Source organism: Streptomyces sp. NPDC025784 (assembly GCF_055558435.1).
In genome coordinates, this window is sequence record NZ_JBVHMN010000015.1 from 88156 (window position 1) to 114152 (window position 25997).

23 protein-coding genes and 1 riboswitch are annotated in these 25997 nt (G+C 71.2%); of the genes, 12 read left to right on the forward strand and 11 right to left on the reverse strand.

What is annotated here, in order from left to right:
* Positions 1-8 precede the first annotated feature (8 nt).
* Complete coding sequence (locus ACZ4IF_RS29895; protein WP_467568289.1) at positions 9-518, forward strand: mycothiol transferase; 510 nt, start codon at positions 9-11, stop codon at positions 516-518.
* A gap of 34 nt (positions 519-552) precedes the next feature.
* On the opposite strand, the gene ACZ4IF_RS29900 is transcribed toward ACZ4IF_RS29895, so the two are convergent.
* Together ACZ4IF_RS29900 and ACZ4IF_RS29905 are read right to left on the reverse strand one after the other, a co-directional pair.
* Positions 553-1623: an adenosine deaminase gene (locus tag ACZ4IF_RS29900; protein WP_467568291.1), complete on the reverse strand. Its 1071-nt coding sequence runs from the start codon at positions 1621-1623 to the stop codon at positions 553-555.
* Between the two features lie 130 nt (positions 1624-1753).
* A complete protein-coding gene (locus ACZ4IF_RS29905; RefSeq protein ID WP_467568293.1) occupies positions 1754-2152 on the reverse strand; it encodes a VOC family protein in 399 nt (132 codons plus the stop codon).
* Between the two features lie 387 nt (positions 2153-2539).
* On the opposite strand from ACZ4IF_RS29905, the gene ACZ4IF_RS29910 reads away from it, so the two are divergent.
* The 3 genes from ACZ4IF_RS29910 (at position 2540) to sph (ending at position 5496) form a co-directional block, all read left to right on the forward strand.
* On the forward strand, positions 2540-3283 hold the full coding sequence (locus tag ACZ4IF_RS29910) for a phosphatase PAP2 family protein (protein WP_467568295.1): 744 nt from the start codon (positions 2540-2542) through the stop codon (positions 3281-3283).
* 303 nt (positions 3284-3586) lie between these two features.
* Positions 3587-4297: a dienelactone hydrolase family protein gene (locus ACZ4IF_RS29915; protein ID WP_467568297.1), complete on the forward strand. Its 711-nt coding sequence runs from the start codon at positions 3587-3589 to the stop codon at positions 4295-4297.
* 197 nt (positions 4298-4494) lie between these two features.
* The gene (gene sph / locus ACZ4IF_RS29920) at positions 4495-5496 is read left to right on the forward strand and encodes a sphingomyelin phosphodiesterase (protein WP_467568299.1); all 1002 of its coding nucleotides are present in this window, start codon (positions 4495-4497) and stop codon (positions 5494-5496) included.
* A gap of 45 nt (positions 5497-5541) precedes the next feature.
* On the opposite strand, the gene ACZ4IF_RS29925 is transcribed toward sph, so the two are convergent.
* The 6 genes from ACZ4IF_RS29925 to ACZ4IF_RS29950 all read right to left on the reverse strand — a co-directional run bounded on the left by ACZ4IF_RS29925 (position 5542) and on the right by ACZ4IF_RS29950 (position 10662).
* Positions 5542-6480: an aldo/keto reductase gene (locus ACZ4IF_RS29925; RefSeq protein WP_467568301.1), complete on the reverse strand. Its 939-nt coding sequence runs from the start codon at positions 6478-6480 to the stop codon at positions 5542-5544.
* Positions 6481-6569: 89 nt separating this feature from the next.
* Positions 6570-7130 (reverse strand): DinB family protein, encoded by a 561-nt coding sequence (locus ACZ4IF_RS29930; protein ID WP_467568303.1) that lies wholly within the window; start codon positions 7128-7130, stop codon positions 6570-6572.
* Between the two features lie 299 nt (positions 7131-7429).
* Positions 7430-8173 carry a hypothetical protein gene (locus ACZ4IF_RS29935; protein ID WP_467568305.1) on the reverse strand — a complete coding sequence of 248 codons (744 nt, stop codon included), beginning with the start codon at positions 8171-8173 and terminating at the stop codon, positions 7430-7432.
* 147 nt (positions 8174-8320) lie between these two features.
* Positions 8321-8851, reverse strand: coding sequence for a GNAT family N-acetyltransferase (locus ACZ4IF_RS29940; RefSeq protein WP_467568307.1), 531 nt, complete (start codon positions 8849-8851; stop codon positions 8321-8323).
* An 87-nt stretch (positions 8852-8938) separates the two neighbouring features.
* Complete coding sequence (gene coaD / locus ACZ4IF_RS29945) at positions 8939-9367, reverse strand: pantetheine-phosphate adenylyltransferase (protein WP_467568309.1); 429 nt, start codon at positions 9365-9367, stop codon at positions 8939-8941.
* Between the two features lie 203 nt (positions 9368-9570).
* A complete protein-coding gene (locus ACZ4IF_RS29950) occupies positions 9571-10662 on the reverse strand; it encodes a LacI family DNA-binding transcriptional regulator (protein ID WP_467568311.1) in 1092 nt (363 codons plus the stop codon).
* Positions 10663-10855: 193 nt separating this feature from the next.
* Between ACZ4IF_RS29950 and ACZ4IF_RS29955 the strand changes: the two genes are divergently transcribed.
* From ACZ4IF_RS29955 to ACZ4IF_RS29975, 5 genes are all read left to right on the forward strand, one after another.
* Positions 10856-11779 (forward strand): carbohydrate ABC transporter permease, encoded by a 924-nt coding sequence (locus ACZ4IF_RS29955; RefSeq protein ID WP_345658369.1) that lies wholly within the window; start codon positions 10856-10858, stop codon positions 11777-11779.
* Positions 11780-11783: 4 nt separating this feature from the next.
* Positions 11784-12728, forward strand: a complete 945-nt coding sequence (locus ACZ4IF_RS29960; protein WP_467568314.1) for a carbohydrate ABC transporter permease — start codon at positions 11784-11786, stop codon at positions 12726-12728.
* Between the two features lie 118 nt (positions 12729-12846).
* A complete protein-coding gene (locus tag ACZ4IF_RS29965) occupies positions 12847-14190 on the forward strand; it encodes an ABC transporter substrate-binding protein (RefSeq protein ID WP_467568316.1) in 1344 nt (447 codons plus the stop codon).
* A 103-nt stretch (positions 14191-14293) separates the two neighbouring features.
* Positions 14294-16372, forward strand: a complete 2079-nt coding sequence (locus ACZ4IF_RS29970; RefSeq protein ID WP_467568318.1) for a beta-galactosidase — start codon at positions 14294-14296, stop codon at positions 16370-16372.
* A 295-nt stretch (positions 16373-16667) separates the two neighbouring features.
* Complete coding sequence (locus tag ACZ4IF_RS29975) at positions 16668-18731, forward strand: RICIN domain-containing protein (RefSeq protein ID WP_467568320.1); 2064 nt, start codon at positions 16668-16670, stop codon at positions 18729-18731.
* A gap of 92 nt (positions 18732-18823) precedes the next feature.
* On the opposite strand, the gene ACZ4IF_RS29980 is transcribed toward ACZ4IF_RS29975, so the two are convergent.
* Both ACZ4IF_RS29980 and ACZ4IF_RS29985 read right to left on the reverse strand, forming a co-directional pair.
* Positions 18824-19657: an alpha/beta fold hydrolase gene (locus tag ACZ4IF_RS29980; protein ID WP_467568322.1), complete on the reverse strand. Its 834-nt coding sequence runs from the start codon at positions 19655-19657 to the stop codon at positions 18824-18826.
* Positions 19654-20508 carry an alpha/beta fold hydrolase gene (locus ACZ4IF_RS29985; protein ID WP_467568324.1) on the reverse strand — a complete coding sequence of 285 codons (855 nt, stop codon included), beginning with the start codon at positions 20506-20508 and terminating at the stop codon, positions 19654-19656. The genes ACZ4IF_RS29980 and ACZ4IF_RS29985 overlap by 4 nt, the downstream gene beginning before the upstream one ends.
* A gap of 165 nt (positions 20509-20673) precedes the next feature.
* A riboswitch (TPP riboswitch) is annotated at positions 20674-20768 on the forward strand.
* On the opposite strand from ACZ4IF_RS29985, the gene ACZ4IF_RS29990 reads away from it, so the two are divergent.
* From ACZ4IF_RS29990 to gndA, 3 genes are all read left to right on the forward strand, one after another.
* Positions 20759-22174, forward strand: a complete 1416-nt coding sequence (locus ACZ4IF_RS29990; RefSeq protein WP_467568326.1) for a purine-cytosine permease family protein — start codon at positions 20759-20761, stop codon at positions 22172-22174. It overlaps the preceding riboswitch by 10 nt.
* A 48-nt stretch (positions 22175-22222) precedes the next feature.
* The gene (gene thiD / locus ACZ4IF_RS29995; RefSeq protein WP_467568328.1) at positions 22223-23020 is read left to right on the forward strand and encodes a bifunctional hydroxymethylpyrimidine kinase/phosphomethylpyrimidine kinase; all 798 of its coding nucleotides are present in this window, start codon (positions 22223-22225) and stop codon (positions 23018-23020) included.
* 134 nt (positions 23021-23154) lie between these two features.
* Positions 23155-24597, forward strand: a complete 1443-nt coding sequence (gndA, locus tag ACZ4IF_RS30000; RefSeq protein WP_359490362.1) for an NADP-dependent phosphogluconate dehydrogenase — start codon at positions 23155-23157, stop codon at positions 24595-24597.
* 59 nt (positions 24598-24656) lie between these two features.
* Here the strand turns inward: gndA and ACZ4IF_RS30005 are convergent, their stop codons facing one another.
* Positions 24657-25979 (reverse strand): aldehyde dehydrogenase family protein, encoded by a 1323-nt coding sequence (locus ACZ4IF_RS30005; RefSeq protein WP_467568330.1) that lies wholly within the window; start codon positions 25977-25979, stop codon positions 24657-24659.
* Positions 25980-25997: the final 18 nt, after the last annotated feature.

Sequence of the window (25997 nt, forward strand, 5' to 3'; positions counted from 1 at the left end):
GTGGACGCATGCATGCAAAGGACGTCCTCATCGACGCGTTCAGCCGCATCCAGGAAGAAGTCCATGCCGCCGTCGGGGGGCTCTCCCCCGAGGATCTCGGCGCCCGTCCCTCCGCCGACGCGAACTCCGTCGCGTGGCTGGTCTGGCACCTCACCCGCGTCCAGGACGACCACGTCGCCGACGCGGCCGGCCTCGAGCAGGTGTGGCTCGCGCAGGACTGGGAGAAGCGCTTCGGGCTCGGACTGCCCCGCCACGACACGGGGTACGGGCACAGCTCGCAGCAGGTGGCCAAGGTCCGCGTGGATTCGGGCGACCTGCTGACGGGGTACTACGACGCCGTCCACGAGCAGACCCTCGGAGTCCTGCGCGAGGTGACCGCCAAGGACCTGGAGCGCGTCGTGGACGAGCGCTGGACCCCGGCGGTCACCTTCGGCGTCCGGCTGGTGAGCGTCCTGGCCGACGATCTGCAGCACGTCGGCCAGGCCGCCTACGTACGGGGGCTGCTCGGCGCCGGCTAGGGGGCTTGGCGGCGGAGCACGGCCCCGGGGTTCCTCAGAGCGCGGCCGCGTAGCCGGGCAGCACCACGTCGTGCAGGAGGGCGTTGCGCTCGTCGAACGGGATGAACGCGCTCTTGACCGCGTTGACCGTCACGGTGCGCAGGTCCTCCACGGTCCAGCCCGCCTCCTCGACCAGCAGCGACATCTCGCGGGTCATCGTCGTGCCGGAGACGAGGCGGTTGTCGGTGTTGAGGGTGACCCGGAAGCCGAGGTCGCGCAGTGCGGTGATGGGGTGCTCGGCGATCGAGGTGGCCGCACCCGTCTGGAGGTTGGACGTGGGGCACATCTCCAGGGCGATGCGACGGTCGCGCACCCAGCCGGCGAGCCGGCCGAGCTTGCCGTCCACGATGTCCTCGGTGATCCGCACGCCGTGCCCGATGCGCTGGGCGCCGCACACCTGGAGGGCCTGGTGGATGCTCGGCAGACCGTGGGCCTCACCGGCGTGGATGGTGAACGGGACGCTCTCGCCGCGCAGGTGCTCGAAGGCGGCCAGGTGGTCGGCGGGCGGGAAGCCGTCCTCGGCGCCGGCGATGTCGAAGCCGACGACGCCGGCGTCACGGAAGGCGACCGCGAGATCGGCGATCTCGCGGGTGCGGTCGAACATCCGCATGCCGCAGAGCAGGGTGCCGACGCGCACGGGGGTACCCGCGGCGGCGGCCTTGGCCATGCCGGCGGCCAGGCCCTCCTGCACGGTCTCGACGACCTCGGGCAGGGTCAGCCCGCCGTTCACCATCAGCTCGGGCGCGTAGCGGACCTCGCCGTAGACGACGCCGTCCTCGGCCAGGTCGAGGACGTACTCCTCGGCGGTGCGCAGCAGTCCCTCGCGGCTCTGCATGACGGCGAGCGTGTGCTCGAAGGTCGCTATGTAGCGCACCAGGTCACCGGAGTTGGCGGCCTCGTAGTACCAGTCGGCCAGTGCCTGCGGGTCGGTGGTCGGCAGGGTGTGGCCGACCGTCCCGGCGAGCTCCACCAGGGTGGCGGGGCGCAGACCGCCGTCGAGGTGGTCGTGCAGCACGGCCTTGGGGAGGCGGCGGATGGCGTCGATGTCGATGCGGGGCGCGGTCATGCGTGTCTTTCCTCGGGGTTCTCGGCAGGCTCGGCGGAGCTCCGGTGACACTCGGGGCTCGGCGGGTGGGACGTCGGGGGCGGGCCGGGCGGGTGCGCCGCCGGGCCGCGCGGAGGGGGTGGCGGGCCGCTCAGGGGGCGGGGGCCGGCTGGAGCAGGTCCCAGCGGTTTCCGTACAGGTCCTGGAAGACCACGACCGAGCCGTACGGCTCGTGCCGCGGCTCCTCCAGGAAGATCACGCCGGCCGCCCGCATCCGCTCGTGGTCGCGGGCGAAGTCGTCGGTGTGCAGGAAGAAGCCCACGCGCCCGCCGGTCTGGTCGCCGACCCGGCCGCGCTGCGCGTCGTCCTTGGCCCTGGCCAGCAGCAGCCCGCTGCCGTCACGCCCGGCGCCCGGTACGACGACGACCCAGCGTGAGCCGTCGGGCCGCGGCGTGTCCTCGGCCAACCGGAAGCCGAGGGCTTGGGTGTAGTGGCGGATCGCCTCGTCGTAGTCGTCGACGACGAGGGTGACCAGGGCGATGCGTCTCATCGGAGCCCCTCCAGGGTTATACGTAACACGTAGAGTACGGCATCCTGCTGGACGGTCGGGCGACCAGCGGAGGCGGCGTGCGTCACGGAGATCCGCGAGCCGCGGAGCCGCCGGATTCGAGCGGTCGCGTACGTGGCGGAACCGAGCGGGTCCGCACAGACGGCGGAATCTGCCGGGCCGCCCCGGGAACGCACGCGTCGCGCCGATCGTCTACCGTTCTGTAGACCGTCTACAGAATTGTAGTCATCGGGTGCGCGGTGTCCCGCGCACCCGTGGTGGAAGCGTGGTGGAAGGGGTCCCGATGTCCGCAGCGGCCCGGTGCGTGGCGTCGTCAGCAGCCCGGTGCGCGCCGTCGTCACGCGCCGCCGGCAGTCTCCGGTCGCTGTCGTGAAGCGCGAGGACACCACGGAGCTCGCCGGTTCGACGGCGCTGGGCAGCGCGGTCGCGTTCGTGTTGCTGACACTGGTCGTCGCCGGCCGCGGCGGGACCGCGCTGTTCGGCGACGAGGACCTGACCGCGTGGTCGGTGGGGCACCGTCCGGACGTGGCGCTCACCCTGGCACGCGGCGTCACGGACACGGGCACCGGAGTCGTTCCCTACGTCCTGGCCGCCCTGGCGGGCCTCGTGGTGGCCCGGACGGCACGGCAGCGGCTCACCGCCGTCACCGCCTGCCTCTTCTGCCTGGCCGCCGCGCAGGCGGTCCGGTACGGGGTGATGTCGCTCGTCGCCCGCCCCCGCCCCGCGGCCGCCGACTGGGCCACCCACGCCTCGGGCTGGTCCTTCCCCTCGGGCCACACCACCACGTCGGCCGTCGCCGCCGGACTGCTCGCGCTCGCCGTGCTCGCCAGGGCTCCGCGCGGCCGTCTGCCGATCGCCCTGGCCATCGGCTGCTGGGCCGTTCTGGTCGGGCTGTCCCGGGTCTATCTGGGCGTCCACTGGTTCTCGGACGTCCTGGGCGGCTGGCTGTTCGCCACCTGCTGGCTCGGCCTCTGCACCTATGGCCTCGCACGGTTCGCACCCCGTGCCCACTCCGCGATCTCGGCGCCCTCTCCTCGCCCCGGCCCGGCGACGGGAGAGCGCCGCCGTGCATCGCGCACCGAGCGGGAAGTCCGCCCCCCATCTGCTCCGTAGCCACCTCGGCCGGGCCGTGGGCGCGGACGCGGCTGTCGGCGCCTCCGTCACTCTGGCCCGCGGCATGACCAACAGCGGTGCCGGCGCCGTGCCGGTCGCGACGGCACTGCCGGACCGGCCGCACGTCCTGCTCCCGGTCCTCGCGTACGGCCTGCTCCAGAAGGTGGCGGCGGACCGGGTGGTGCGAGGCGGGCGAGGATGCCGGGCGCGCACATGGCATGGTGGAGATCGATCGCGAAGATCGCCAAGGGCCCGCCTCCCCCAGCGGGTCCCCGTTCCGACTCTGCCCCACAGGAGTGGACGATGTCCGAGCTGCCGAAGTCGACGGGCGCCCCGGCCCGTCAGAACGTGACCTTCCCGAGCGCCGGAGGCACCGCGCACGGCTATCTCGCGCTGCCCCCGTCGGGATCGGGCCCGGGAGTGATCGTCATCCAGGAGTGGTGGGGCCTGACCGATCACATCGCGAACGTCGCCGACCGGCTCGCGGCGGAGGGCTTCGTGGCCCTCGCCCCGGACCTGTACGGCGGCAACGTCGCCCACGACAGCGGCGAGGCCCTGCGGATGATGCGTGAACTGCCCGTGGCGCGCGGCGTCGAGCTGCTCTCCGGCGCCGTCGGCCATCTGCTGGCACTGCCCGAGGTCACCTCGGAGTCGGTGGCCTCGGTCGGCTTCTGCATGGGCGGCGGCTTCGTCATCGAGCAGGCCGCGGCAGACCCTCGCGTCGCCGCCGCGGTGCCCTTCTACGGAGTGGTCCAGGGCGAGCTGCCCGACTTCTCCCGTCTGAAGGCCCAGATCCTGGGGCACTACGGCGAACAGGACACGAGCATCACGAAGGAGAGCCGCGAGCGGCTGGTCGAGGCGATCGAGCGGCAGTCGGGCATCACACCGGAGATCCGCCTCTACCCCGCCGGCCACGCCTTCTTCAACGACGGACGCCCGGAGGCGTACGACCCCGCGTCCGCGGCGTCCGCGTGGCAGAGCACGCTGGCCTTCCTCCGGGAGCAGCTGGGCTGAACGCGGCACCAGCGCGCCCGCCAGGGACGGCACTTGGCGTCGCACGGGAGGCACTCGGCCTCGTAGGGAGGCACTTCTCGTCGCACGGGAGGTACTTCTTGCGGACATCATTTTCCCGCACGGTAGTTACCTGACGGTAATTCCCGGTGATTTGATGTGCGGCGCCACTCAACCCCCCTCACCCACAGGGAGATCCAGTGCCGCTCTCCTCAGCGCGCCGCACCCGGGGCGCAGCCGCCCTCGCCCTGGCGCTCACCGCCGCGGGCCTCGCCGGAACCGCGCCCGCGTCGGCCTCCGCCCCCTCGGCCGACGCCGCGCCGACACCCGCGATGCGGGTTCTGACGTACAACGTCTTCCTCATGAGCAAGTCCCTGTACCCGAACTGGGGCCAGGACCACCGCGCCGCGGAGATCCCGAAGACCTCGTTCTTCCGCGGCAACGACGTCGTCGTGCTGCAGGAGGCGTTCGACAACGGCGCCTCCGACGCGCTCAAGAGCGCCGCGGCGGGCGGTTACCCGTACCAGACGCCGGTCGTCGGGCGGAGCAGGAGCGGCTGGGACGCGACGGGCGGGGCGTACTCGTCGATCACCCCGGAGGACGGCGGGGTGACCGTACTGAGCAAGTGGCCGATCGTGCACAAGGAGCAGTACGTCTACAAGGACGCCTGCGGCGCGGACTGGTGGTCCAACAAGGGCTTCGCCTATGTGGTGCTGAACGTGAACGGCGCGAAGGTGCACGTCGTCGGAACCCATGCGCAGTCGACGGACCCGGGCTGCGGCGCGGGTGAGGCCGCGGCCACGCGCAGCCGCCAGTTCAAGGCGATCGACACGTTCCTGGACGCCAAGAACATCCCCGCGGACGAACAGGTCCTGGTCGCAGGTGACATGAACGTCGACTCCCGCACCGCGGAGTACGCCTCCATGCTCGCCGACGCGGACCTGGTGGGAGCGGACGCGCGCACCGGGCACCCGTACTCCTTCGACACGCAGGAGAACTCCATCGCGCACGACCGTTACCCGACGGACCCGCGTGAGGACCTCGACCACGTCCTGCACCGGGCCGGCCACGCGCGCCCCGCGGCCTGGCGGAACGAGGTGGTCAAGGAGTCCTGCGCGCCGTGGACGGTGTCCAGTTGGGGCACCGACTACACGTACACGAACCTCTCCGACCACTACCCGCTGAGCGCGTACGCGGGCTGACGGGCGAGGGCCCCTGTCACGGCCGGCAGGGGCCCTCGGTCTCACTCAGAGCCCTGCGGTGGCACCGGCCCCGGCGCGGACCGCGTCGAGGCGGGCCGTCTGCTCGTCGGTGAGGCGCAGCGCGCCGGCCGCCACGTTCTGTGCGAGGTGGTCCGGGTTGCCGGTGCCGGGGATGGCGAGCACGTGCGGGCCCTGCCGGAGCGTCCACGCCAGGCGGACCTGGGCCGGCGTCACGCCGTGTGCCTCCGCGACGGCGGTCACCTCGGGCTCGTCGGCCTCCCCCGGGCCCATGGCACCGCCCTGCCCGGCGATGGCGAAGAACGGCACGAACGCGATGCCCAGTTCGCCGCAGGCGCGCAGGACGGCGTCGGCCTGCGGATCCGGGGTGCCGAGCCCGAACTCGTTCTGCACGGACACCACCGGCGCGATCGCCCGAGCCTCCTCCAGGTGCCTGACCTCGACGTCGGAGACACCCAGGTTCCGGACCAGGCCCGCCTCGCGCAGCTCGGCCAGCGCCCCGAAGTGCTCGGCGATCGAGTCCTGCCGCATGCGCCGCAGATACACCAGGTCGAGGTGGTCGCGGCCGAGCTGGCGCAGGTTCTCCTCCACATGGGCGCGCAGTTCGTCGGGCCTGGCCGAGGTGCCCCAGTCCCCCGCATAGTCGCGGTACGGGCCGACCTTGGTGGCGATCACCAGGTCGTCCGCGTACGGCGCCAGCGCGCTGTTGATCAACTCGTTCGCGGACCGCAGCGACGAGAAGTAGAAAGCGGCCGTGTCGATGTGATTGACGCCCAGCTCGACGGCTCGCCGCAGCACGGCGATCGAACGCCCCCGGTCGCTCGGCGTTCCGTGGTGGAACGCGGCGCTGCCCGTCAGCCGCATGGCCCCGAAACCGATCCGATTGACGCCGAGTTCGCCCAGCTTCCACGTTCCCGCGGCGTCCGCGGTGATCATCTCTGAGGTCATCGGGGCAGTTTGACACATGCCGTCATGCACGGCGGGACCGACGGACATCCGGCCCGCACGGCCGCCCCGCCGGCGACCCGGGCCGGGGAGCCCGGCTCCGGCTCATGTCACTGGCCGACCCTTCCGTCGACGCACTCCCGCAACAGGTCGGCGTGCCCGCAGTGACGGGCGTACTCCTCGACTCTGTGGACCATCAGCTCCCGCACCGCGATCCCGTCCTTGCCCAGACGCTCACCCAGATCCGGGTGCTCGGCCAACGCGGCGTCGGTCGCGGCCTGTTCGCGCTCCAGGTCGGCGTAGGCGGCGTCGACCACGGCCTGCTCGGCGACGGCGCCGTCGAAGTCCGCGTCACGCTCGCCGTACAGCTTCGGCAGCGGGTCACCGTCGCTGATCCAGTTCCGCCAGTCCCGTTCCACCTCGGCGAGGTGGCGGAGCAGTCCGAGCAGCGACATCGTCGAGGGCGGAACGGACCGGCGGGCCAGTTGCTCCGCGTCCAGGCCCTCGCACTTCATCCGCAGGGTCAGGCGGTAGTTCGTCAGGTAGTCCTGGAGTGTGGCGAGCTCGCCCTCCGGTCCGGGTCCTTCGCTGTCGCGCGGGTCGTCGTCCGGGTCGGTCCACATGTCGGGGTAGACGGTGGCCCGGGTCCAGCGTGCGGGATCGTCGCTCATGCACCCATGATCATGCGTGAGGTCCCGAGACCGCCAGGCCCTGTCCGCCCCTCCCGGCGAGCCCCCACGCACGACGGCCCCCTGCTGTCGCAGGAGGCCGTCTGTGGGTGAAGCCGGCATCCCACGAGAGGATCCGTCTCCGTGCAGCATGCTAGTGCGCACCGCGCCGCGCGCCCGCGCGAGCAGTTCTCAACACGCCGGGCACAGCGCTCGACCGGCGTCCAGGAGGTGTCGTTCGGATCAGCCCGGGTCCGCGACGCCCGGCACGGCGTGATCCGAGCTGAGCCGAACGACGCCCTCTAGAGTTCCCGGTCGCCCTGCCAGGTGACCGCGGTCATGGCAGCCAGGCCGCCGTTGGCCAGGCCCCTGTAGGTGACCTTCCTCGTGGGGCCGAGCTCGTACGCGACCTGTCGCGCCAGGTCCTTCCCCTCTCGGAACAGCCGATCGAAGTCGGCGTCGTACTTGCCGTCCTCCAGGTCCCGGACGTACAGGTTCATCGTGGTGTCGATGCCGGCGGCCCACGTGTTCAGGGCCGCGACGAGCCCGTCGGACAGGTGCAGGGCGGCAGCCGGGTCGTCGGGGGCGAAGTCCCCGAACCCGTCGGCGCGCAGCGGGCCGAAACCGAACTCGCCTTCCACGGTGACGTCCACCGGATGCGGTGGCGTGCCATGGCTGTCGCGCTCCCAGTGCAGCCGGTCGCAGCCCCAGCACACCCACTTGGACGTGCTGTGGCGCTCGTCCCGGTAGCGAACGGCCCATGACGGCCCGAGATGCCCGGCCAGCCGCCGGGTGACCGCCAGACCGAGTCCGACATGCTTGCGCAGGGCCGGGCGGGAGACGAAACCCTCCGGCGGGCGGGCCAGCGACCACGAGCGCAGCCGACCGGCCAGGTCGTCCGGCAGACCGAGCCCGGGCGCGTCCAGCGCGATGCCGCGGGTGAACGTCTCCACGTCCTCGGGCGCTCCTCCCTCGTACGGCTCGTACAACGGAGAGGGCTCGCCCCGGGCGTGCACCAGCACGTGACGGAGTTCCTCCAGCGGCATACGAACTCCCCTGTTCCTGGTCCGGCTTCGATCCGGCGGCCCGCCAGGACGAAGCCGGTCGCCCTGACGATCCGACGGAAGGGCGCTGCCGGCCGGCGTACTCGTCCGTCGTCGCCGCGCCCTGTTCGGCCACTCACGCGCAAGCGGTCAGGCGGTCCACTCGTCGACGAGCAGTCCGAGGACCAGCACGTCCTTGAACCCGCCGTACACCCAGGCCGAACGCCGCAGCGTGCCCTCGATCGTGAAGCCGCACCTCCGCGCGGCCGCGATCATCGGCGCGTTGTCCGCCAGGGTCTCCAACTGCAGGCGCTGCATTCCGCGCACCGCGAAGCCGTACTCGCACAGCACCCGGACGATGTCCGAGCCCAGTCCCCGCCCTCGGAAGGCGGGCAGGACGGAAATGCCCAGGTGCGCGGTCCTGTTGTGGCTGTCGATGGACCACAGCATGGCCGCGCCGACCAGTTCCTGCGAGTCGAGGGCGACCACGGAGAACGGCGCGACCTTCTCCGACGGTTCGGACACCGCGAAGGGGGAGGCTCCCGAGTCCTGCCCGATCGGCTGCCAGGGCCGGGTGTCGCTCTGCGAGCGGACGGCCACGTCCTCGTGGAGCCCCGTGTGCAGCACAGGCACGTCCGCTTCGCGCCGGGCCCTGAGCCCGACCTTTTCGCCTTTCATCATCCGGCATGACTACCTCACGGCACCGGGTCGATCAATCGAATAGGAACCCTGGTTGCCGCCCCCCCTTCCGGAGGAGCCTCACGCACGTCATCGATCAGGGACGCGGTGCTGTTGGCTCATGGTGGTGACGAGGGTGGAGGAGACGTGGGCCAGGGCGGGGTCCGCAGCGATGAAGAACGTCTCGACTCCGGCCAGTTCGTGGTTCATGCGGGCCATCGGCATCTCGTGGTCCAGGTCGGGAACGCCGCGGACTCCGCGAATGACGACGTCGATTCCGACTCGGCCGCAGTAGTCGACCAGCAGACCGCCGGTGTGGGAGTCGACCGTGACGTTGCTCAAGTCAGTTGCTGCCGCGCGGAGCCGGTCCAGCCGTTCCGGGATGGAGAAGCGGCCGGTCTTGTTCGCATTGGACATCACGCACACGACGACCTCGTCGAACAGGCGGGCAGCGCGCCGGAGTACGTCCTGGTGCCCTTGAGTGACCGGGTCGAAGGATCCTGGGAAGAGGGCTCGCATGATCGGAAAGAGTAACAAGCGGCCGCCCTCGGTACCGGGGTGCCGGGATAGCCGAACCACCGAGACCGGGCGTGCCGGGGAGAACGTCAGCGGGACGGGACAACCCCGACGTCACACGTGGATCGCAGCCACATGGGACACGCTCTGAAGACCACCCCGCACCGGACGGCACCCCCTCACGACCTGGCCGGACGGCCCCGGCGCTACCGACCCTCCGGCTCAGCAGCCGGCCGCCCCGTGCTGTCGCGCACCACCAGTTGCGTGGGCACCAGCGTGGTGCCGTGCTCCACCCCCTCCTGCCGCATCCTCCGGAGCACTCCCTCGACGCACAGCCGTCCGATCTCGGCGAAGTCCTGGTGCACCGTGGTCAGGGGAGGCAGGAAGGAGCCCGCCTCGGGGATGTCGTCGAAGCCGATGACGCTGACGTCCTCGGGGATCCTCCGGCCCCGCTCGTGCAGGGCCCGGAGCAGGCCCAGTGCCATCTGGTCGTTGGCTGCGAAGACCGCAGTGCATTCCGGCCGGTCGGCGAGGTGCAGCCCGGCACGGTAGCCGGACTCCGCCGACCAGTCGCCGCGCACCACGGGGGGCACGGTCCGGCCCGCCCCGGCGAGTTCGGCGCGCCAGGCGTCGGCTCGGCGCTGGGCCGCGAACGACTCCTCGGGACCGGCCAGGTGCCAGACCGTGCGGTGGCCGAGGTCCAGCAGATGACGGACCGCGGAGCGCGCTCCTCCGACCTGGTCGGTGTCCACCACGGTGTACCGGTCACCGGCGTCGGAGTCGGCCACGACGACCTGGACGTGCGGCGGCAGGGAGATCGTCGCGGTGTCGAGGAGATGGACCTCCATGATGACGATGACCGCGTCCACGGCGAGCTCGCCGAGCCGGGAGAACGCTCCGCGCACCTCGTCCTGGGTCGGGACCGCGACGGGGAGCAGCGTGACGGCGTACCCCTCCTGTGCCGCGGACGTGGCGATCGCCTCCAGGGTGCGCATGTTGCCCGTCGTGGAGAGGTTGAAGGTGATGACGCCGATGGTCCGGAACTCACCGCGCTTGAGGGCGCGGGCCGCGCTGTTGGGCCGGTAGCCCAGTTCCTTCATCGCGGCGAGCACCTGCCGTCGCGTCTCCTCGTTGACGCCCGCGTAGCCGTTGGACACGCGTGACACCGTCTGGGACGAGACGCCTGCCAGGCGGGCGACGTCCGCCATCGACGCGGTCTGCGCGCGGCGTCGGCCCCGCCGCCCGGTGAGCGTTCGTGCCCGGTCCTCGCTCGTCGAGGCACCGTCCGCTGTGTCCACCCGTCTCCCCTACCGCGCGAGTCTCAGATTCATCAGGTGACCCTTGACCACCGAGATGGGGGCAGTGTAGACATGCCGCCATCAGATGTTTACGTAAACATAACAGCCCGGAGCGAACTCGCGGCATCGATGTTTGCGTAAACATCGCGACGGCGCCCGGCGCCGGTTCCGAGATGGACGAGCGAGGAACGACATGACGACGCTTCAGCCACCGGCCGCGACACGGCCGCCGACCCGGCCACCGGCGAGACGGGACCGCCGCTCCTGGACGGGGTGGGGATTCATCGGCCCCTTCGCGGTGGTCTTCGCCTTCGTCTTCCTGGCACCCATCGCGTATTCGATCTACCTCAGCCTCTTCCGCGACCAGCTCATCGGCGGCACCACCTTCGTGGGGCTGGACAACTACCAACAGGCCCTTCAGGACGATCAGTTCTGGTCCTCACTCGCCCGCGTTTCACTGTTCCTGCTGGTCCAGGTGCCGATCATGCTGGGCATCGCGCTGCTCGTCGCCCTGGCCCTGGACAGCGGACGGCTCTACGGCCGGGACTTCTTCCGGATCTCGATCTTCCTGCCCTACGCGGTGCCCGCCGTGGTCGCGACGCTCATGTGGGGCTTCATGTACGGCACCCGGTTCGGCCTGGTGAGCGACATCAACGACGCCCTCGGTGTCTCGCTGCCCAACCCACTGGGGCCCGACCTGATCCTGGCGTCCATCGGCAACATCGTGACCTGGGAGTTCGTCGGCTACAACATGCTGATCTTCTACTCGGCACTCCGCGTCATCCCGCACTCCCTCTACGAGGCCGCACAGATCGACGGCGCCGGGCAGATACGCGTGATCACCGCCATCAAGCTCCCGGCCATCCGCGGCGCCCTGGTGATCGCGACGATCTTCTCGATCATCGGCACCTTCCAGCTCTTCAACGAGCCGAGCATCCTCCAGAAGCTGGCGCCCAACGCCATCACCACCGACTACACCCCGAACTACTACACCTACTCGCTGTCCTTCTCGGGCCAGCAACACAACTACTCCGCCACGGTCGCCATCGTCATGGGCCTGATCACCATGGTCATCGCCTACGTCGTCCAGCTGCGCGGCATGCGCAAGGGAGCGTGAAGCGATGAGCAACCCCGTCAGCACCGTCTCCCGGACCGCTCCTGCGCCGGCCGGTACCGCCACCCCGGTGCCCCGGCTGCGCGCCGCACGCCGGCACAGCCCCGGCCGCCCCCGGCGCAGCATGCTCCTCACCGCACTGACCGGACTTGTCCTGCTGTACTCCCTGGTGCCGCTGGTCTGGCTCGTCATCAGCGCCACCAAGACCCAGGAGGGGCTGGCCAGTTCGTTCGGACTGTGGTTCAACGGCGACTTCGCCCTCTGGGACAACATCAAGGAGACGTTCACCTACAACGACGGTGTCTTCTCCCGCTGGCTGCTGAACACCGTCCTGTACGTGGTGGCCGGCGCGGGCGGTGCCACCCTGCTGGCCGTCCTCGGCGGTTACGCCCTCGCGAAGTTCGCCTTCCCCGGCAAGCGCGCCGTCTTCGCCGTCGTCATCGGCGCCGTCGCGGTACCCGGCACCGCGCTGGCCGTACCCACCTTCCTGATGTTCAGCAAGATGGGACTGACCGACACTCCCTGGGCCGTGATCATTCCGTCCCTCATCTCGCCGTTCGGTCTGTATCTGATGTGGGTCTTCGCGACCGAGGCCGTCCCCGGCGAACTGCTGGAGGCCGCCCGCATCGACGGCGCGGGTGAAGTGCGCACCTTCTTCCAGGTCGTTCTGCCCCTGCTCGCACCCGGCATCGTGACCGTCTCGCTGTTCACGATGGTCGCCACCTGGAACAACTACTTCCTGCCGCTGATCATGCTCAAGGACCCCGACTGGTACCCGCTGACCCTGGGCCTGAACAGCTGGAACGCCCAGGCCGCCACCGCCGGCGGACAACCCGTGTTCCACCTGGTCATCACCGGCTCGCTGATCACCATCCTGCCGCTGATCGCCGCCTTCCTCCTGCTCCAGAAGTACTGGCAGTCCGGACTCGCCGCCGGAAGCGTCAAGGAGTAGGCCCGCGCCCCGGCTCGCGCCTCCGCGCCACGGCGCACCCGCTCCCCCTCCGACTCCCCCACAGTTCCTCAACCCTCATCAGGCACGGTTTCGGCCACGACGAAGTGGAAGCACCTCCATGCACATGAACCCCCGCCGCCTGCTGCGCGGCCTCGCCCTGGTCTCCGCCCTCGCCCTGGGCGCGACCGCCTGCGGCGGCTCCGACGACGGCGACGCCGCGCAGAAGGCGGTGTCCGCGAAGGACATCGACGCGGCCCTGAAGAAGGGCGGCAACCTCACGGTCTGGGCCTGGGAGCCCACGCTGAAGCAGGTCGTCGCCGACTTCGAGAAGGAACACCCCGCCGTCCACGTCAAGCTCGTCAACGCGGGCACCGGCAACGACCAGTACAAGGCTCTGCAGAACGCGATCTCCGCGAAGAAGGGCGTCCCCGACGTCGCGCAGATCGAGTACTACGCGCTGGGCCAGTACGCGCTGACCAAGGGGCTCGACGACCTGAACCCGTACGGGGCGGACAAGCTCGCGGACAAGTACTCGCCCGGCCCGCTGAACGCCGTGAAGGCCGGGACCGACAACATCTACGCCCTGCCCATGGACTCCGGGCCGATGGCGCTGTTCTACAACAAGAAGGTCTTCGACAAGTACAAGATCAAGGTGCCGACCACCTGGGACGAGTACCTGACGGCCGCCCGCGACCTGCACAAGGCCGACCCCAAGGCGTACATCGCCAACGACACCGGCGACGCGGGCGAGACCACGAGCCTGCTGTGGCAGGCCGGTTCGCGGCCCTACAAGGTCGACGGCACCACCGTGAAGATCGACTTCTCGGACGCGGGCGCCAAGAAGTACACCGAGGTCTGGCAGAAGCTCATCGACGAGAAGCTGCTCGCGCCGATCACCGGCTGGAGCGACGACTGGTACAAGGGGCTGGGTGACGGCACCATCGCCACCCTGGCCACCGGTGCCTGGATGCCCGCCAACTTCGTCTCCGGCGTGAAGGCCGCCTCCGGCGACTGGCGCGCGGCGCCGCTGCCCGCCTGGACCGCCGGCGACAAGGCCAGCGCGGAGAACGGCGGAAGCTCGCTCGCGCTGCCCGCGCTGGGCAAGAACAAGGAACTCGCCTACGCCTTCGTCGAGTACGCGAACGCCGGCAAGGGTGTGCAGACCCGCCTGTCCGCGGGCGCCTTCCCCGCGACCACCGCGGACCTCCAGTCCAGCTCGTTCCAGAACACCGAATTCCCGTACTTCGGCGGGCAGAAGGCCAACAAGGTCTTCGCCGACTCGGCCGCGAACGTCGCCGCGGACTGGTCGTACCTGCCCTACCAGGTCTACGCCAACTCGATCTTCAACGACACCGTCGGCAAGGCCTACGTCTCCGGCACCAAGCTGACCGCCGGTCTGCAGAGCTGGCAGGACGCCTCCGTCAAGTACGGAAACGAGCAGGGCTTCACCGTTCAGAAGTAGCCGGCCCGGAAGCGACCGACCGGAAGCGTCCCCCGTGGGCGCTACCGGTCGGACGCGGCCACGCACCCCGTGCCGCACCGTGCGGAACACCGGAAGGACCACCATGATCTCCACCCTCCTGTCCCAGCACCCCCATGGGCCGGACGGTGACCCCACCCCGCGTCTCGCGTACGGCGCCGACTACAACCCCGAGCAGTGGCCGCGCGAGGTGTGGCAGGACGACATCCGGCTGATGCAGGAGGCCGGCGTCAACATCGTCTCCGTGGGGATCTTCTCCTGGGCACGCATCCAGCCGGCGGAGGACGAGTGGGACTTCGCCTGGCTGGACGAGGTGATGGACCTGCTGCACGCGGGCGGCATAGGCGTCGACCTGGCCACCGCCACGGCGTCCCCGCCGCCCTGGCTCACCGCGGCGCACCCGGAGATCCTCCCGGTGACCGCGTCCGGTGAGACGGTGTGGCCGGGCGCGCGGCAGCACTGGCGGCCCACCTCACCCGTCTTCCGCGAACACGCGCTGCGCCTGGTGCGGAAGATGGCCGAGCGGTACGCGCACCACCCCGCGCTGGTGGCCTGGCACGTCTCCAACGAGCTGGGCTGCCACAACGTCTACGACTTCTCGGACGACGCCGCCCGCGCCTTCCGCGACTGGCTGCGCGTCCGCTACAGCACCCTCGACGGGCTCAACCACGCCTGGGGCACGGCGTTCTGGTCGCAGCGGTACAGCGACTGGGAGCAGATCCTGCCGCCCCGGCTGGCCGCCTCCCACCCCAACCCCACGCAGCAGCTGGACTTCAAGCGGTTCTCGTCCGACGCATTGAAGGACTACCTGCGCGCGGAGCGGGACGTGCTGCGGGAGATCACCCCGGACGTCCCCGTGACCACGAACTTCATGGTCATGGGCGGCACCAAGGGCATGAACTACGCCGACTGGGCCGACGAGATCGACTTCGTCTCCAACGACCACTACGTGGTGCCCGATCCGCAGGACCGGGACGAACTGTCCTTCTCCGCCAACCTCGTCAGCGGCATCTCCGGCGGACGCCCGTGGTTCCTGATGGAACACTCCACGAGCGCCGTCAACTGGCAGCCCGTCAACGTGGCCAAGCGCCCCGGCGAGCTCGCCCGCGACTCGCTCCTGCACGTCGCGCACGGCGCCGACGCGGTCTGCTTCTTCCAGTGGCGCCAGTCGGCCGCGGGCGCCGAGAAGTACCACTCGGCGATGGTGCCGCACGCAGGGCCCGACAGCGACGTGTTCCGTGCGGTGACCGGGCTCGGCCGTACCCTGCGGGAGCTCGCCCCGGTCGCCGGGACCACGCGGGAGCCGGCCCGGGTCGGGATCGTCTTCGACTGGGAGTCGTGGTGGGCGAGCGAGCAGGACTCGCACCCCACCTCGCTGCTCGACTACCGGCGGGAGGCCCTCGACTGGTACTCCGCCCTGCTCGCGCTCGGCGTCCGGGCGGACGTCGTCACCCCGCGCGCCGACCTCGACACGTACCAGGTCCTGATCGCCCCGGTGCTGCACGTGGTCCCCGCGGCGCTCGCCAAGCAGCTCACCCGGTACACCGAGAACGGCGGCCACCTGGTCACCACGTACTTCTCCGGAGTCGTGGACGAGAACGACCATGTGTGGCTCGGCGGTTATCCGGGCGCCCTGCGCGAGCTGCTGGGCATCCGCGTCGAGGAGTTCGGGCCGCTGCTCGACGGCGGCACGGCCGACGTCCGGCTGGGCGACGGCACCCCGGACGGGGCCTCGGGGCCCGTCACGACGGGCACCCTGTGGACCGACCGGATCTCGGTGGTCGACCCCGAGGTGGAGGTACTGGCGCGGTACCTCACCGGCCCCTCCGCCGACCGCCCCGCCGTCACCCGCCGCACGCTGGGCCGGGGTTCGGCCTCGTACGTCTCCACCAGGCTCGGCCCGGACGGCCTCACCGGCCTGCTGCCGACGCTGCTCGCCCACGCCGGGGTCGGCAGTGAACTGCCCGACGGCGCACGGGGCAAGGTCGAGCTGGCCGTGCGCCGCGACGCCGGCAACCGCTACCTCTTCCTCGTCAACCGCACCGACGAGCCGGTGCCGGTGACCGGGCTCACCGGAGAACCGCTGACCGGCGGCGTCGAGGGTGACGGAGCGCTCGTCCTGTCCCCCAGGGGCGCCGCCGTGCTGCGGCAGCCGGCGACCTGACGACCAGGGGGTTTCGTTCGGATCGGATCGGGCCGCGGCGTCCGGTGCGGTGCAGCGCAAGGCGGAGGATCACCCGCGTACGGGGCGTACTCGGGTGGTCCGACGACGCGGCGAGGCGCCGTCCCGGGCGCTGCGGACCCGAGCTGATCCGAACGAAGCTCCCTGGGTCCGTCGCGCGGTCGCCCTCCCCTGACACCCCCGGACGGTCAGGCGCCCGTCCGGGGGTCGTTCCGCCGTGCCCCGCGAGGGCCACGGCGGTGCACCGAAACGTCGATCGACGAGTTGGGAGCACACATTGGCACGCCGTACCCGCACAAGACGGCTTCTGGGAACCATCTCCGTCACCGCCCTGGCCACCGGGGCAGCCCTGCTCACCGCACCGCCGACACAGGCGGAGACCCCCGCGGTGGCCCAGGCGGCCGTCACCGTCCGGCCCGACCCCTCCTACAAGGAGCAGAGCTTCGAGGGCTGGGGCACCAGCCTGGTCTGGTTCGCCAACGCCACCGGCGACTACCCGCCGGAGATCCGCGAGAAGCTGGCGAAGCTGCTCTTCGACGACGACGGCCTCGCGCTCAACATCGCCCGCTACAACATAGGCGGCGGCAACGCCCCCGACGTCCAGGACTACCTGCGTGCAGGCGAAGCCGTCGACGGCTGGTGGAAGGCACCGGAGGGCACCACCCGCACGGACACCGACTGGTGGAGCGCCGACGACGCGGCCGACTGGAAGCCGAACGCCGACGCCACACAGCGCTGGTGGGTGGACCGGATCAAGAAGGACATCGACCACTGGGAGACGTTCAGCAACTCCCCGCCCTGGTTCATGACCAGGAGCGGCTACGTCTCGGGCGGGTTCGACGCCGACGCGGACCAGCTCAAGGAGGAGTCCGTCGACGACTTCGCCGCCTACCTGGCGGGGGCGACCGCACGACTGGAGAAGGCGCACCACATCAAGGTCGACACCGTCGACCCGTTCAACGAGCCCAACACCGGTTACTGGAGCACACGACTGGGCGCGGACGGCAAACCGGTCGGCGGCCGTCAGGAAGGCGCCCACATCGGGCCGGAGCTCCAGCAGAAGGTGATCCGGGCACTGGCCCCGGCCCTGAAGGCCGCGAAAACGGGCACGAAGATCTCGGCGATGGACGAGACCAACCCGGGCCTGTTCACGCAGAACTGGAACACCTACCCGCAGGACGTCCGCTCGCTCGTCGGCCGGATGAACGTGCACACCTACGGCACGGGCGGGCGTACCAGTGTCCGCGACCTGGCCAAGGCGGCGGACAAGCCCCTGTGGATGAGCGAGGTCGAGGGCGACTGGGGCGACGGACAGAGCTTCACGGACATGCGGCCCGGTCTCGGGCTGGCCCAGCAGATGGTCGACGACCTGCGCGAACTCGAGCCGCGCGCCTGGGTGTTCTGGCAGCCCGTCGAGGACTACGACAACATGAAGCCGGGCGGGGAGTCGGCCAAGGGCGGCAACTGGGGCAGTATCCAAGTCCCGTTCAGCTGCACCTCGGCCGACACCCTGGAGACGTGCCCGGTCCGCACGAACACCAAGTTCGACACGGCCCGCAACTTCACCCACTACATCAAGCCGGGCGACCGGCTCGTCAAGACCGACGACAGGTCCAGCGCCGCCGCCGTGTCCAGGAGCGGCAACGCGGCGACCGTCGTCCACGTCAACAGCTCCACCGACTCCCGTACGGTGACGATCGACCTGTCCGGATTCGGTCACGTCGCGGGCGACGCGGCGATCACTCCCGTCGTGACGAGCTCCGGGGGCAAGCTGGTCCGCGGGACGCCGGTCCGGGTCACCGGGCGGCAGGCGACCTTCACCGTGCCCGCCCAGTCGGTGACGTCCTTCCTCGTCAAGGGCGTGTCCGGGGTGGCCGAGGACGCGGCTCTGCTGCGCGAGGGCCACGCCTACGAGCTGACGGGCGTGCAGAGCGGCAAGGACCTGACCGTCGCGGACGACGGCACCAGGCTCGTCATCAGGTCCGCGGCCACGGGGCCGGGCGACGCGGGACAGCGGTGGCGGCTGCTCCAGGTCACCGGTGACACCGGCAGCCGGCAGCGGTACGTGTTCGCCGACGCGGTCGGGGGCAAGCGGCTGGCCGTGCGGGACGGAGCCCCGGTGGTGGAGGCGGACAGCGGTCCGCGCGACAGGGCCACGCAGTGGATCATGTCGACCACCGGCGACGGCACGTGGACGCTGGTGAACGCGGCCACCGGCGGGCTGCTGGAGGTGGGCGGCCAGGCCACCGCCGAAGGGTCGGCGGTCACGATGTGGACGCCGAACTCCGGCGCCAACCAGCGTTGGCGGATCACGGATGTGACGGACGGTCAGACTTCGTAGCTCTTGCTGTCTCGTCCCCTTGCGCCCGTGCGTGTGCCCGCCCTGCCGGGGCGGGCACATCCGCGTCCGCGGGATGCCGGGACCGCGGATCCTCACGGCGTCGCGGAGGTACCGGGGTGTTCGATGCCCGCGACGAAGGCGGCGATGTCGGCGACCACGCGCTCTGGCTGTTCCCAGTGGACGGCATGGCCCGTCCCCTCGTAGGCGAGCAGGCGTGATCCGTGGATGGCGTCGAGGATGGTCTGCTGGTCCTCGCGGGGCGCGATGCCGTCCTGCTCTCCCCAGATCACGAGAGTGGGCACCAGGATGCCCGCGAGGGTGGCGCGGAGATCGGCCTGCAGCAGACCGTCCAGGGTCTCCTGCCAGACGTGCGCGGGAACTTTGAGGTTTTCCTCGACCATGGTCTCGACGAGTCCCCGGGCGACCGGGCGATCCCCCACGGCGGCGACCATGAAGGCCTCGACGACATCACGTGGCACGGGATCCGACAGCTCCCGCACGCTCTCCCGCATCGCGTCGACCGCCGGCTTGTCCGCGAGCGTCGCCGGCACGCCGAGCAGCACCAGTCCGGAGATCCGGTCGGGGTGGCTGCCCGCGACGATCCGGGCCGGCACGCCGCCGGCGGCGGCGCCGACGAGGACGGCGCGCGGGATGTCCGCGGCGTCGAGGAAGGCCACCAGGTCGGCGGCGAAGTCCTCGGGCGCGTACCCGGTGGCAGGGCGGTCGGCGTCGCCGTGCCCGCGCTGGGTGGGCGCGTAGCCGTACAGGGACGCCGGCAGACGCCGCAGCAGCGGCTCGAAGGACCACCAGGAGTCGGCCAGCCCGTGGACGAAGACGACCGGCGTGCCCCCGGGATACCCGGCCTCGGCGTACGGAAGGGTGAGTCCGTCGCGCAGCCGCGCGGACTTCAGGGAGATCACGGTCACGGCGTGCTGCCTCCTTCCGTCCGTCCGCCCGGGGCCGGCGGCCGGGAGATGAAGCGGGTGAGCGCCTCGACGTACTGCTCCGGGTGGGTGATGTGGGGGATGTGCCCCGCCCCTTCGAGGACCTGGTACCGCGCCTGTGGCACGGCCGCCGCCAGCCGGTCGAGGACCTTCGCCGTCCACGCCGGGCTCTCGGAACCCCGGCTCAGCAGCAGCGGTACGGGGCAGCGGGCGAGGCCGTCGAGATCCAGGACCGCCCAGCCGGGGTCGGACTGTTCGTCCAGCCACGTGGGCGCGTTGTGCACGAACGTCTCACGCACCTCGGCCGGCAGCCGGTCCCACATGCCCGGCCCGAGGGCGACCTCCTCCACGAACAGCCAAGCGGCCTGCTCGTACTCGCCGTTGCGCAGGTGGTCGAGGGTCGCGTCGATCGAGGCCCGCGTCGGGCCGAGCTCTGCCATGGCGTCCTCGTCGTCGGCGACGATCGCGAAGAGCGGGGGTTCGTGGGCCGTGACGCTCCGGAACAGCCCGGGGCTGCGTGTGGCCAGGCCCAGCGTGATCGAGGCCCCGAAGGAGTTCCCCGCCACGTGCGCGGACGCCCCCGCCACCTGCTCGATCACGGCCGCGAGGTCGTCCTCGTCCTCCCGCCGGGTGCCCTGACCCGGTGCCGCCTCGCTGCGGCCGTGGCCCCGCCGGTCGTAGGTGATCACCCGGAACGACGCCCGGGCGTCGGCGTCGATGACCGGGCGCCACGACATGTGGTCGTTCCAGGAGCCGTGGACCAGGACGAGCGGGTCGCCCTCCCCCACGACCTGGTAGTGGATGCCCAGGTCGCCCGAGTGAAGAAGCGGCATGCCGTGACTCCTCAGCGCGTCCGGGGATGACAGGGCTGCGGGCCGGCCCGCCATACGGTTGCCCCCAGTGTCCGCCGGGACGTGTGCGGCGTCGCCCCCGCGTCGGACATACGGGCTAACACCTGGGCTCACCCGCCGGTCACGACGTCCGTTAGGGTGTGCGTCGTACCGGACACGGGGTGCCCCGATCGAGGGCTGAGATCACACCCGTCGAACCTGAACCAGTTCGTACTGGCGGAGGGATGTCTTCATGCCATTGGCGCATGTTTCCGGCGGGGTGCCCGCCGACGGCCGGCCGGCCGTCTTCGACGGCAGGATGCCGGCCGCTCCCGGTGACCTGAGGGTCGAGGGACACGGAATCGAGCCGGTCCCGGAGGGGAACCGGTACGGCGGGGCCGGACGGCTGTTCACGGTGTGGTTCGCCCCCAATCTGACCATGACGGGTGTGTTCACCGGGACCATCGGCGTCGCGCTCGGCCTGGACTTCGGCACCGCGCTCGCCGCGGTCGTCCTGGGCACCGTGCTCGGCGCCCTGCCCACCGCCTATCTGAGCACCTGGGGCGGCCTCACCGGCACCGGCCAACTCCCCCTGGCCCGGCTGGCCTTCGGCCGCGCCGTGGCGCTGCCCGGCATCCTGCAGTGGGTGTCGTCGGTGGCCTGGGACGCGCTGATCGGGCTGTTCGGCGGGGACGCGCTGGCCCGGCTGTGCGGCTGGCCGTTCTGGGTCGGAGTGCTGGTCATGATGGCCGCGCAGGGCGCCCTGGGTGTCCTGGGGTACGAGGCGATCCACCGCCTCCAGATCGTCATGACCTTCGTGCTCGCCGTCTCGTTCGCGGCCATCGCCTGGCGGATGCTGGACGGCGTCCACCCGGCCTCGGCGGGTGCGGCGGCGGGCGCCGACCGTGCGGGCGCGTTCGTGCTGACCAGCACCATCGCGCTGAGCCTCGCCCTGTCCTGGGCGCCGTACGCGACGGACTTCAGCCGGTATCTGCCGCGGGGCACCTCCCGCCCGCGCATGTTCTGGTGCACGCTGCTGGGTCTCGTGGTGTCGTTCGTGGCCGTGCAGGCCCTCGGACTGTGGGGCGCGTCCGTGCTCACGGACCAGACCGCCGCGGGTGTCGACGAGTTGCTGGGCGGCGGGGCCGCCGGCGCGTTCGGACTGCTGGCGGTGGCGCTGGCGGCGGTGTGCAGCAACGCGATGAACGACTACAGCGGTTCGCTGGCCCTGCAGACCGTGGGGGTGCGTGTGCCCCGCCCGGTGGCCGCCGCGCTCGCCGCCGTGCTCGGCTTCCCGCTGGTGCTGTGGATGCACGCGGCCGACACCACCACGCGTTTCCAGAACGTGCTGCTGTTCGTCGGCTACTGGATCCCCGGGTTCGTCGCGATCGTCGTCGTGGACTGGGTCGTACGGGCCCGCGCCCGCGGCGGTGCCGCGTTCGACGTCACCGCCGAGGCGTCGCTTCCGCGGCCGGCCTGGCCCGCGATGCCGGCGTTCGTCGCCGCGTTCGCCGCGGCCGTCCCGTTCATGAACACCGGTCTGTACGTGGGTCCGGTCGCCGAGGCGCTGCACGGCGCCGACCTCTCCTACTACGTGGCGTTCCTCGTCGCGCTCGCCGTGTACGCCCCGCTGCGGTCGCGCGGCCGCAGCGCCGTTCCCGATCACTGACGGCCCCGCAGGCCGTCCGCACGCAGCACCGCTGAGAGGAGCACCCCCATGCCCCGGCCACCTCTGGTCCTGACGATCGCCGGTTCCGACTCCGGCGGTGGCGCCGGGATCCAGGCCGACCTGAAGACGATGCTGGCGCTCGGCGCGCACGGCATGAGCGTGATCACCGCGGTCACGGCACAGAACTCGGTGGGTGTGCAGGGTGCTTGGGAACTGCCCGTGGAGGCGGTGCGCGCCCAGTACCGCAGCGTCGTCGACGACATCGGCGTACAGGCCGTGAAGACGGGAATGCTGGCATCGCCCGGTCTGGTCACGGCGGTGGCCGAACTGCTGGCGGACGTGCCCGCGCCCGTCGTCGTCGATCCGGTGAGCGTCTCCAAGCACGGGGACCGACTGCTGGCCGACGACGCGCTGGACGCGGTGCGCGGCCGTCTGCTGCCGGTGGCGACGGTGGTGACGCCCAATCTCGACGAGGTCGCCGAACTCACGGGCGTGACCGTGGAAGACGAGGCGGGCATGCGCCGGGCGGCCGGGCGACTGCTGGACTTCGGCCCCCGCTGGGCCCTGGTGAAGGGCGGTCATCTTCCGGGACAGGCCGTCGATCTGCTCACCGACGGGACCCAGGAGCACTGGCTGCGCGCGCCGCGGCACGACAACCGGCACACCCACGGCACGGGGTGCACCCTCGCCTCGGCGATCGCGGTGGGGCTGGCCGAGGGCCGTTCGGTGCCCGACGCCGTGCGGCAGGCCAAGGAGTACGTCACGTCGGCCATCGCGGCGGGCTTCGCGCTCGGTGCCGGCATCGGCCCCGTCGACCACGGATGGCGGCTGCGGGAGCGGCCGTAGGAACTCACCGCGCGGACAACGCCTTCACGCTGAACGCCGCGGCCCCCGCCGTCCGTACTTGACCAGGAGAGCGACAGTCGACTGCTCGCCCGTCAGGTACGCGGGGACGCAGATCCGGATCCAAGGAGCACACCATGAAGGCGACCGCGCAGATCGGTGTCACAGGGCTCGCGGTGATGGGCCGCAATCTGGCCCGGAACTTCGCCCGGCACGGGTACACCGTCGCCGTCCACAACCGCACCCCCGCCCGGACCAAGGCGCTGATCGAGGAGTTCGGGCACGAGGGCGCCTTCGTGGCGGCCGGAACGGCGGAGGAGTTCGTGGCCGCGCTGGAACGCCCGCGCCGTCTCATGATCATGGTGCAGGCGGGCGCGGCGACCGACGCCGTCATCGAGGAGTTCGCCCCGCTGCTCGAATCGGGCGACATGATCATCGACGGTGGCAACGCCCACTTCGCCGACACCCGCCGCCGCGAGCAGTCACTGCGCGAGCGTGGCATCCATTTCGTGGGGGCGGGCGTCTCGGGCGGCGAGGAGGGCGCGTTGAACGGCCCGAGCATCATGCCCGGCGGGTCACCGGAGTCGTACGCGTCGCTCGGCCCGATGTTCGAGTCGATCAGCGCCAAGGTCGACGGTGAGCCGTGTGCCACCCACATCGGCACGGACGGCGCCGGGCACTTCGTGAAGATGGTCCACAACGGCATCGAGTACGCCGACATGCAGCTGATCGGCGAGGCCTACGACCTGCTCCGGCGCGTCGGAGGGTACACACCCGCGCAGATCGCGGAGATCTTCCGCCGCTGGAACAAGGGCCGCCTCGACTCGTATCTGATCGAGATCACCGCCGAGGTACTGGCGCACACGGACCCCGCGAGCGGCGCGCCGTTCGTGGACGTCGTGGTCGACGCCGCCGGGCAGAAGGGCACCGGCCGCTGGACCGTGCAGACCGCGCTCGACCTGGGCTCCCCGGTGACGGCGATCTCGCAGGCGACGTTCGCCCGTGCCGCCTCCAGCCAGTCCGGGCTGCGCGCCGCGTACCGGGACCTGCCCGGCGGCACCCACTGGGAGCTGTCCGCCACCGAGGCGGAACGCTTCACCAGCCAGGTCGAGCACGCCCTGTACGCGTCCAAGCTGATCGCCTACGACCAGGGCTGGAAGATGATCCTGGACGCCGCCGACGAGTACGGCTGGGACATCGACCTCGGCGAGGTCGCGAAGATCTGGCGCGGCGGCTGCATCATCCGGGCCGCCTTCCTGGACCGCATCCGCGCCGCCTACGCCGTCGACCCCGCTCTGGTCAGCCTGCTCTCGGACGCGGGCTTCGCCGCCGAGATCAAGGATGCACAGGTCCCCTGGCGCGAGGTGATCGCGACGGCCGCGCGCCGGGGTGTGCCGGTGCCGGCGTTCTCGGCCGCCCTGTCGTACTACGACACGCTGCGCGCCGACCGCCTCCCCGCCGCCCTCACCCAGGGGCAGCGGGACTACTTCGGCGCCCACACCTACCGGCGCACCGACCGCGACGGCAGCTTCCACACGCTGTGGGGCGAGGCGGGCCGGGCGGAGACCGAGGTGCTGTGACGGGCCCCGAAGTACCGTGGCCCGCGCCGGTGTTCACGGGCGCGGGCCGTCGTCTCGGCTCAGCCGAGCGGCTTCTCCAGCACCGCCTTGCGGTGGCTGAACGTCTCGATGGACCAGCGGCCGTGGTAGCTGCCCATGCCGCTCTCCCCGACTCCGCCGAACGGCAGGTCGGAGACGGTCAGATGGGCGAGGGGCAACCCGAAGCCGAGGCCTCCGGACGAGGTCTCCGCGGCGATCCGCCGCCGGGTGGTGTCGGAGTCGGTGAAGACGTACAGGGCGAGGGGTTTGTCGCGGTCGTTGATGAAGCCGATGGCCTCGTCGAGGTCGGCCACGGTGACGATCGGGAGGATCGGGCCGAAGATCTCCTCCTGCATCACGGGTGACTTGGGGTCGACGTCGGCGAGCACGGTCGGCGCGATGTACTTGGTCTCCCGGTCGCTGTCGCCGCCGACGACGGTGCGGCCGGAACCGAGCAGCGCGGTGAGCCGGTCGAAGTGCCGTTCGTTGACGATCCGCCCGTACTCGGCGGACGTCCGCGGCTCGGTGCCGAAGAGCGCCTCGGTGGCCCGGATGAGTTCGGCCTCCAGGGCGCGGGCGGTCTCCGGGTCGGTGAGGACGTAGTCGGGCGCGACGCAGGTCTGCCCGGCGTTGAGGAACTTGCCGCGGGCCAACCGGCCCGCGACGGTGCCGAGGTCGGCGTCGCGGTCGACGAACGCCGGTGACTTGCCGCCGAGTTCGAGGGCGACCGGGGTGAGGTGTTCGGCGGCGGCCCGCATGACGATGCGGCCGACCGTGCCGTTGCCGGTGTAGAAGATCTGGTCGAACCGCTCGGCCAGCAGGGCCGTCGTCCCGGGGACGCCGCCCTCGACGACGGCGACCGCGTCGGTGTCGAGGTGGCGCGGCAGCAGCCGCGCGAGCGCGGCGGAGGTGGCCGGCGCAAGTTCGCTGGGCTTGGCGACCACGGCGTTGCCCGCGGCCAGTGCGCCGAGCATCGGGGTCAGCAGGAGTTGCAGCGGATAGTTCCAGGGGGCGATGACCAGCACGACGCCGAGGGGGTCGTACTGCGTCCAGGCCGTGGCGTCGGCGCCGAGGTGCGCCAGGACCGGGGCGGATTCCGGCAGCAGCCAGCCGTCGAGGTGTTCGAGGGTGTGGTCGATCTCGCGCACGGTGAAGTCGATCTCGGTACGGAAGGCTTCGGTGGAGCTCTTGCCGAGGTCCTCGCGGAGGGCGGCGGCGAGGTCCTCGCCGTGCGAGGTGAGCATCTCGCGCAGTCGGCGCGCCTGGTCCGTGCGCCACGCGACGGGCTTGGTGCGGCCGGAGCGGAAGGTGGCGCGCAGCCGGGAGACGACGTCGGCGGGCTGTTCGGGGGTCGACTGGTTCACGGTGCCTCGCTGGTCGGG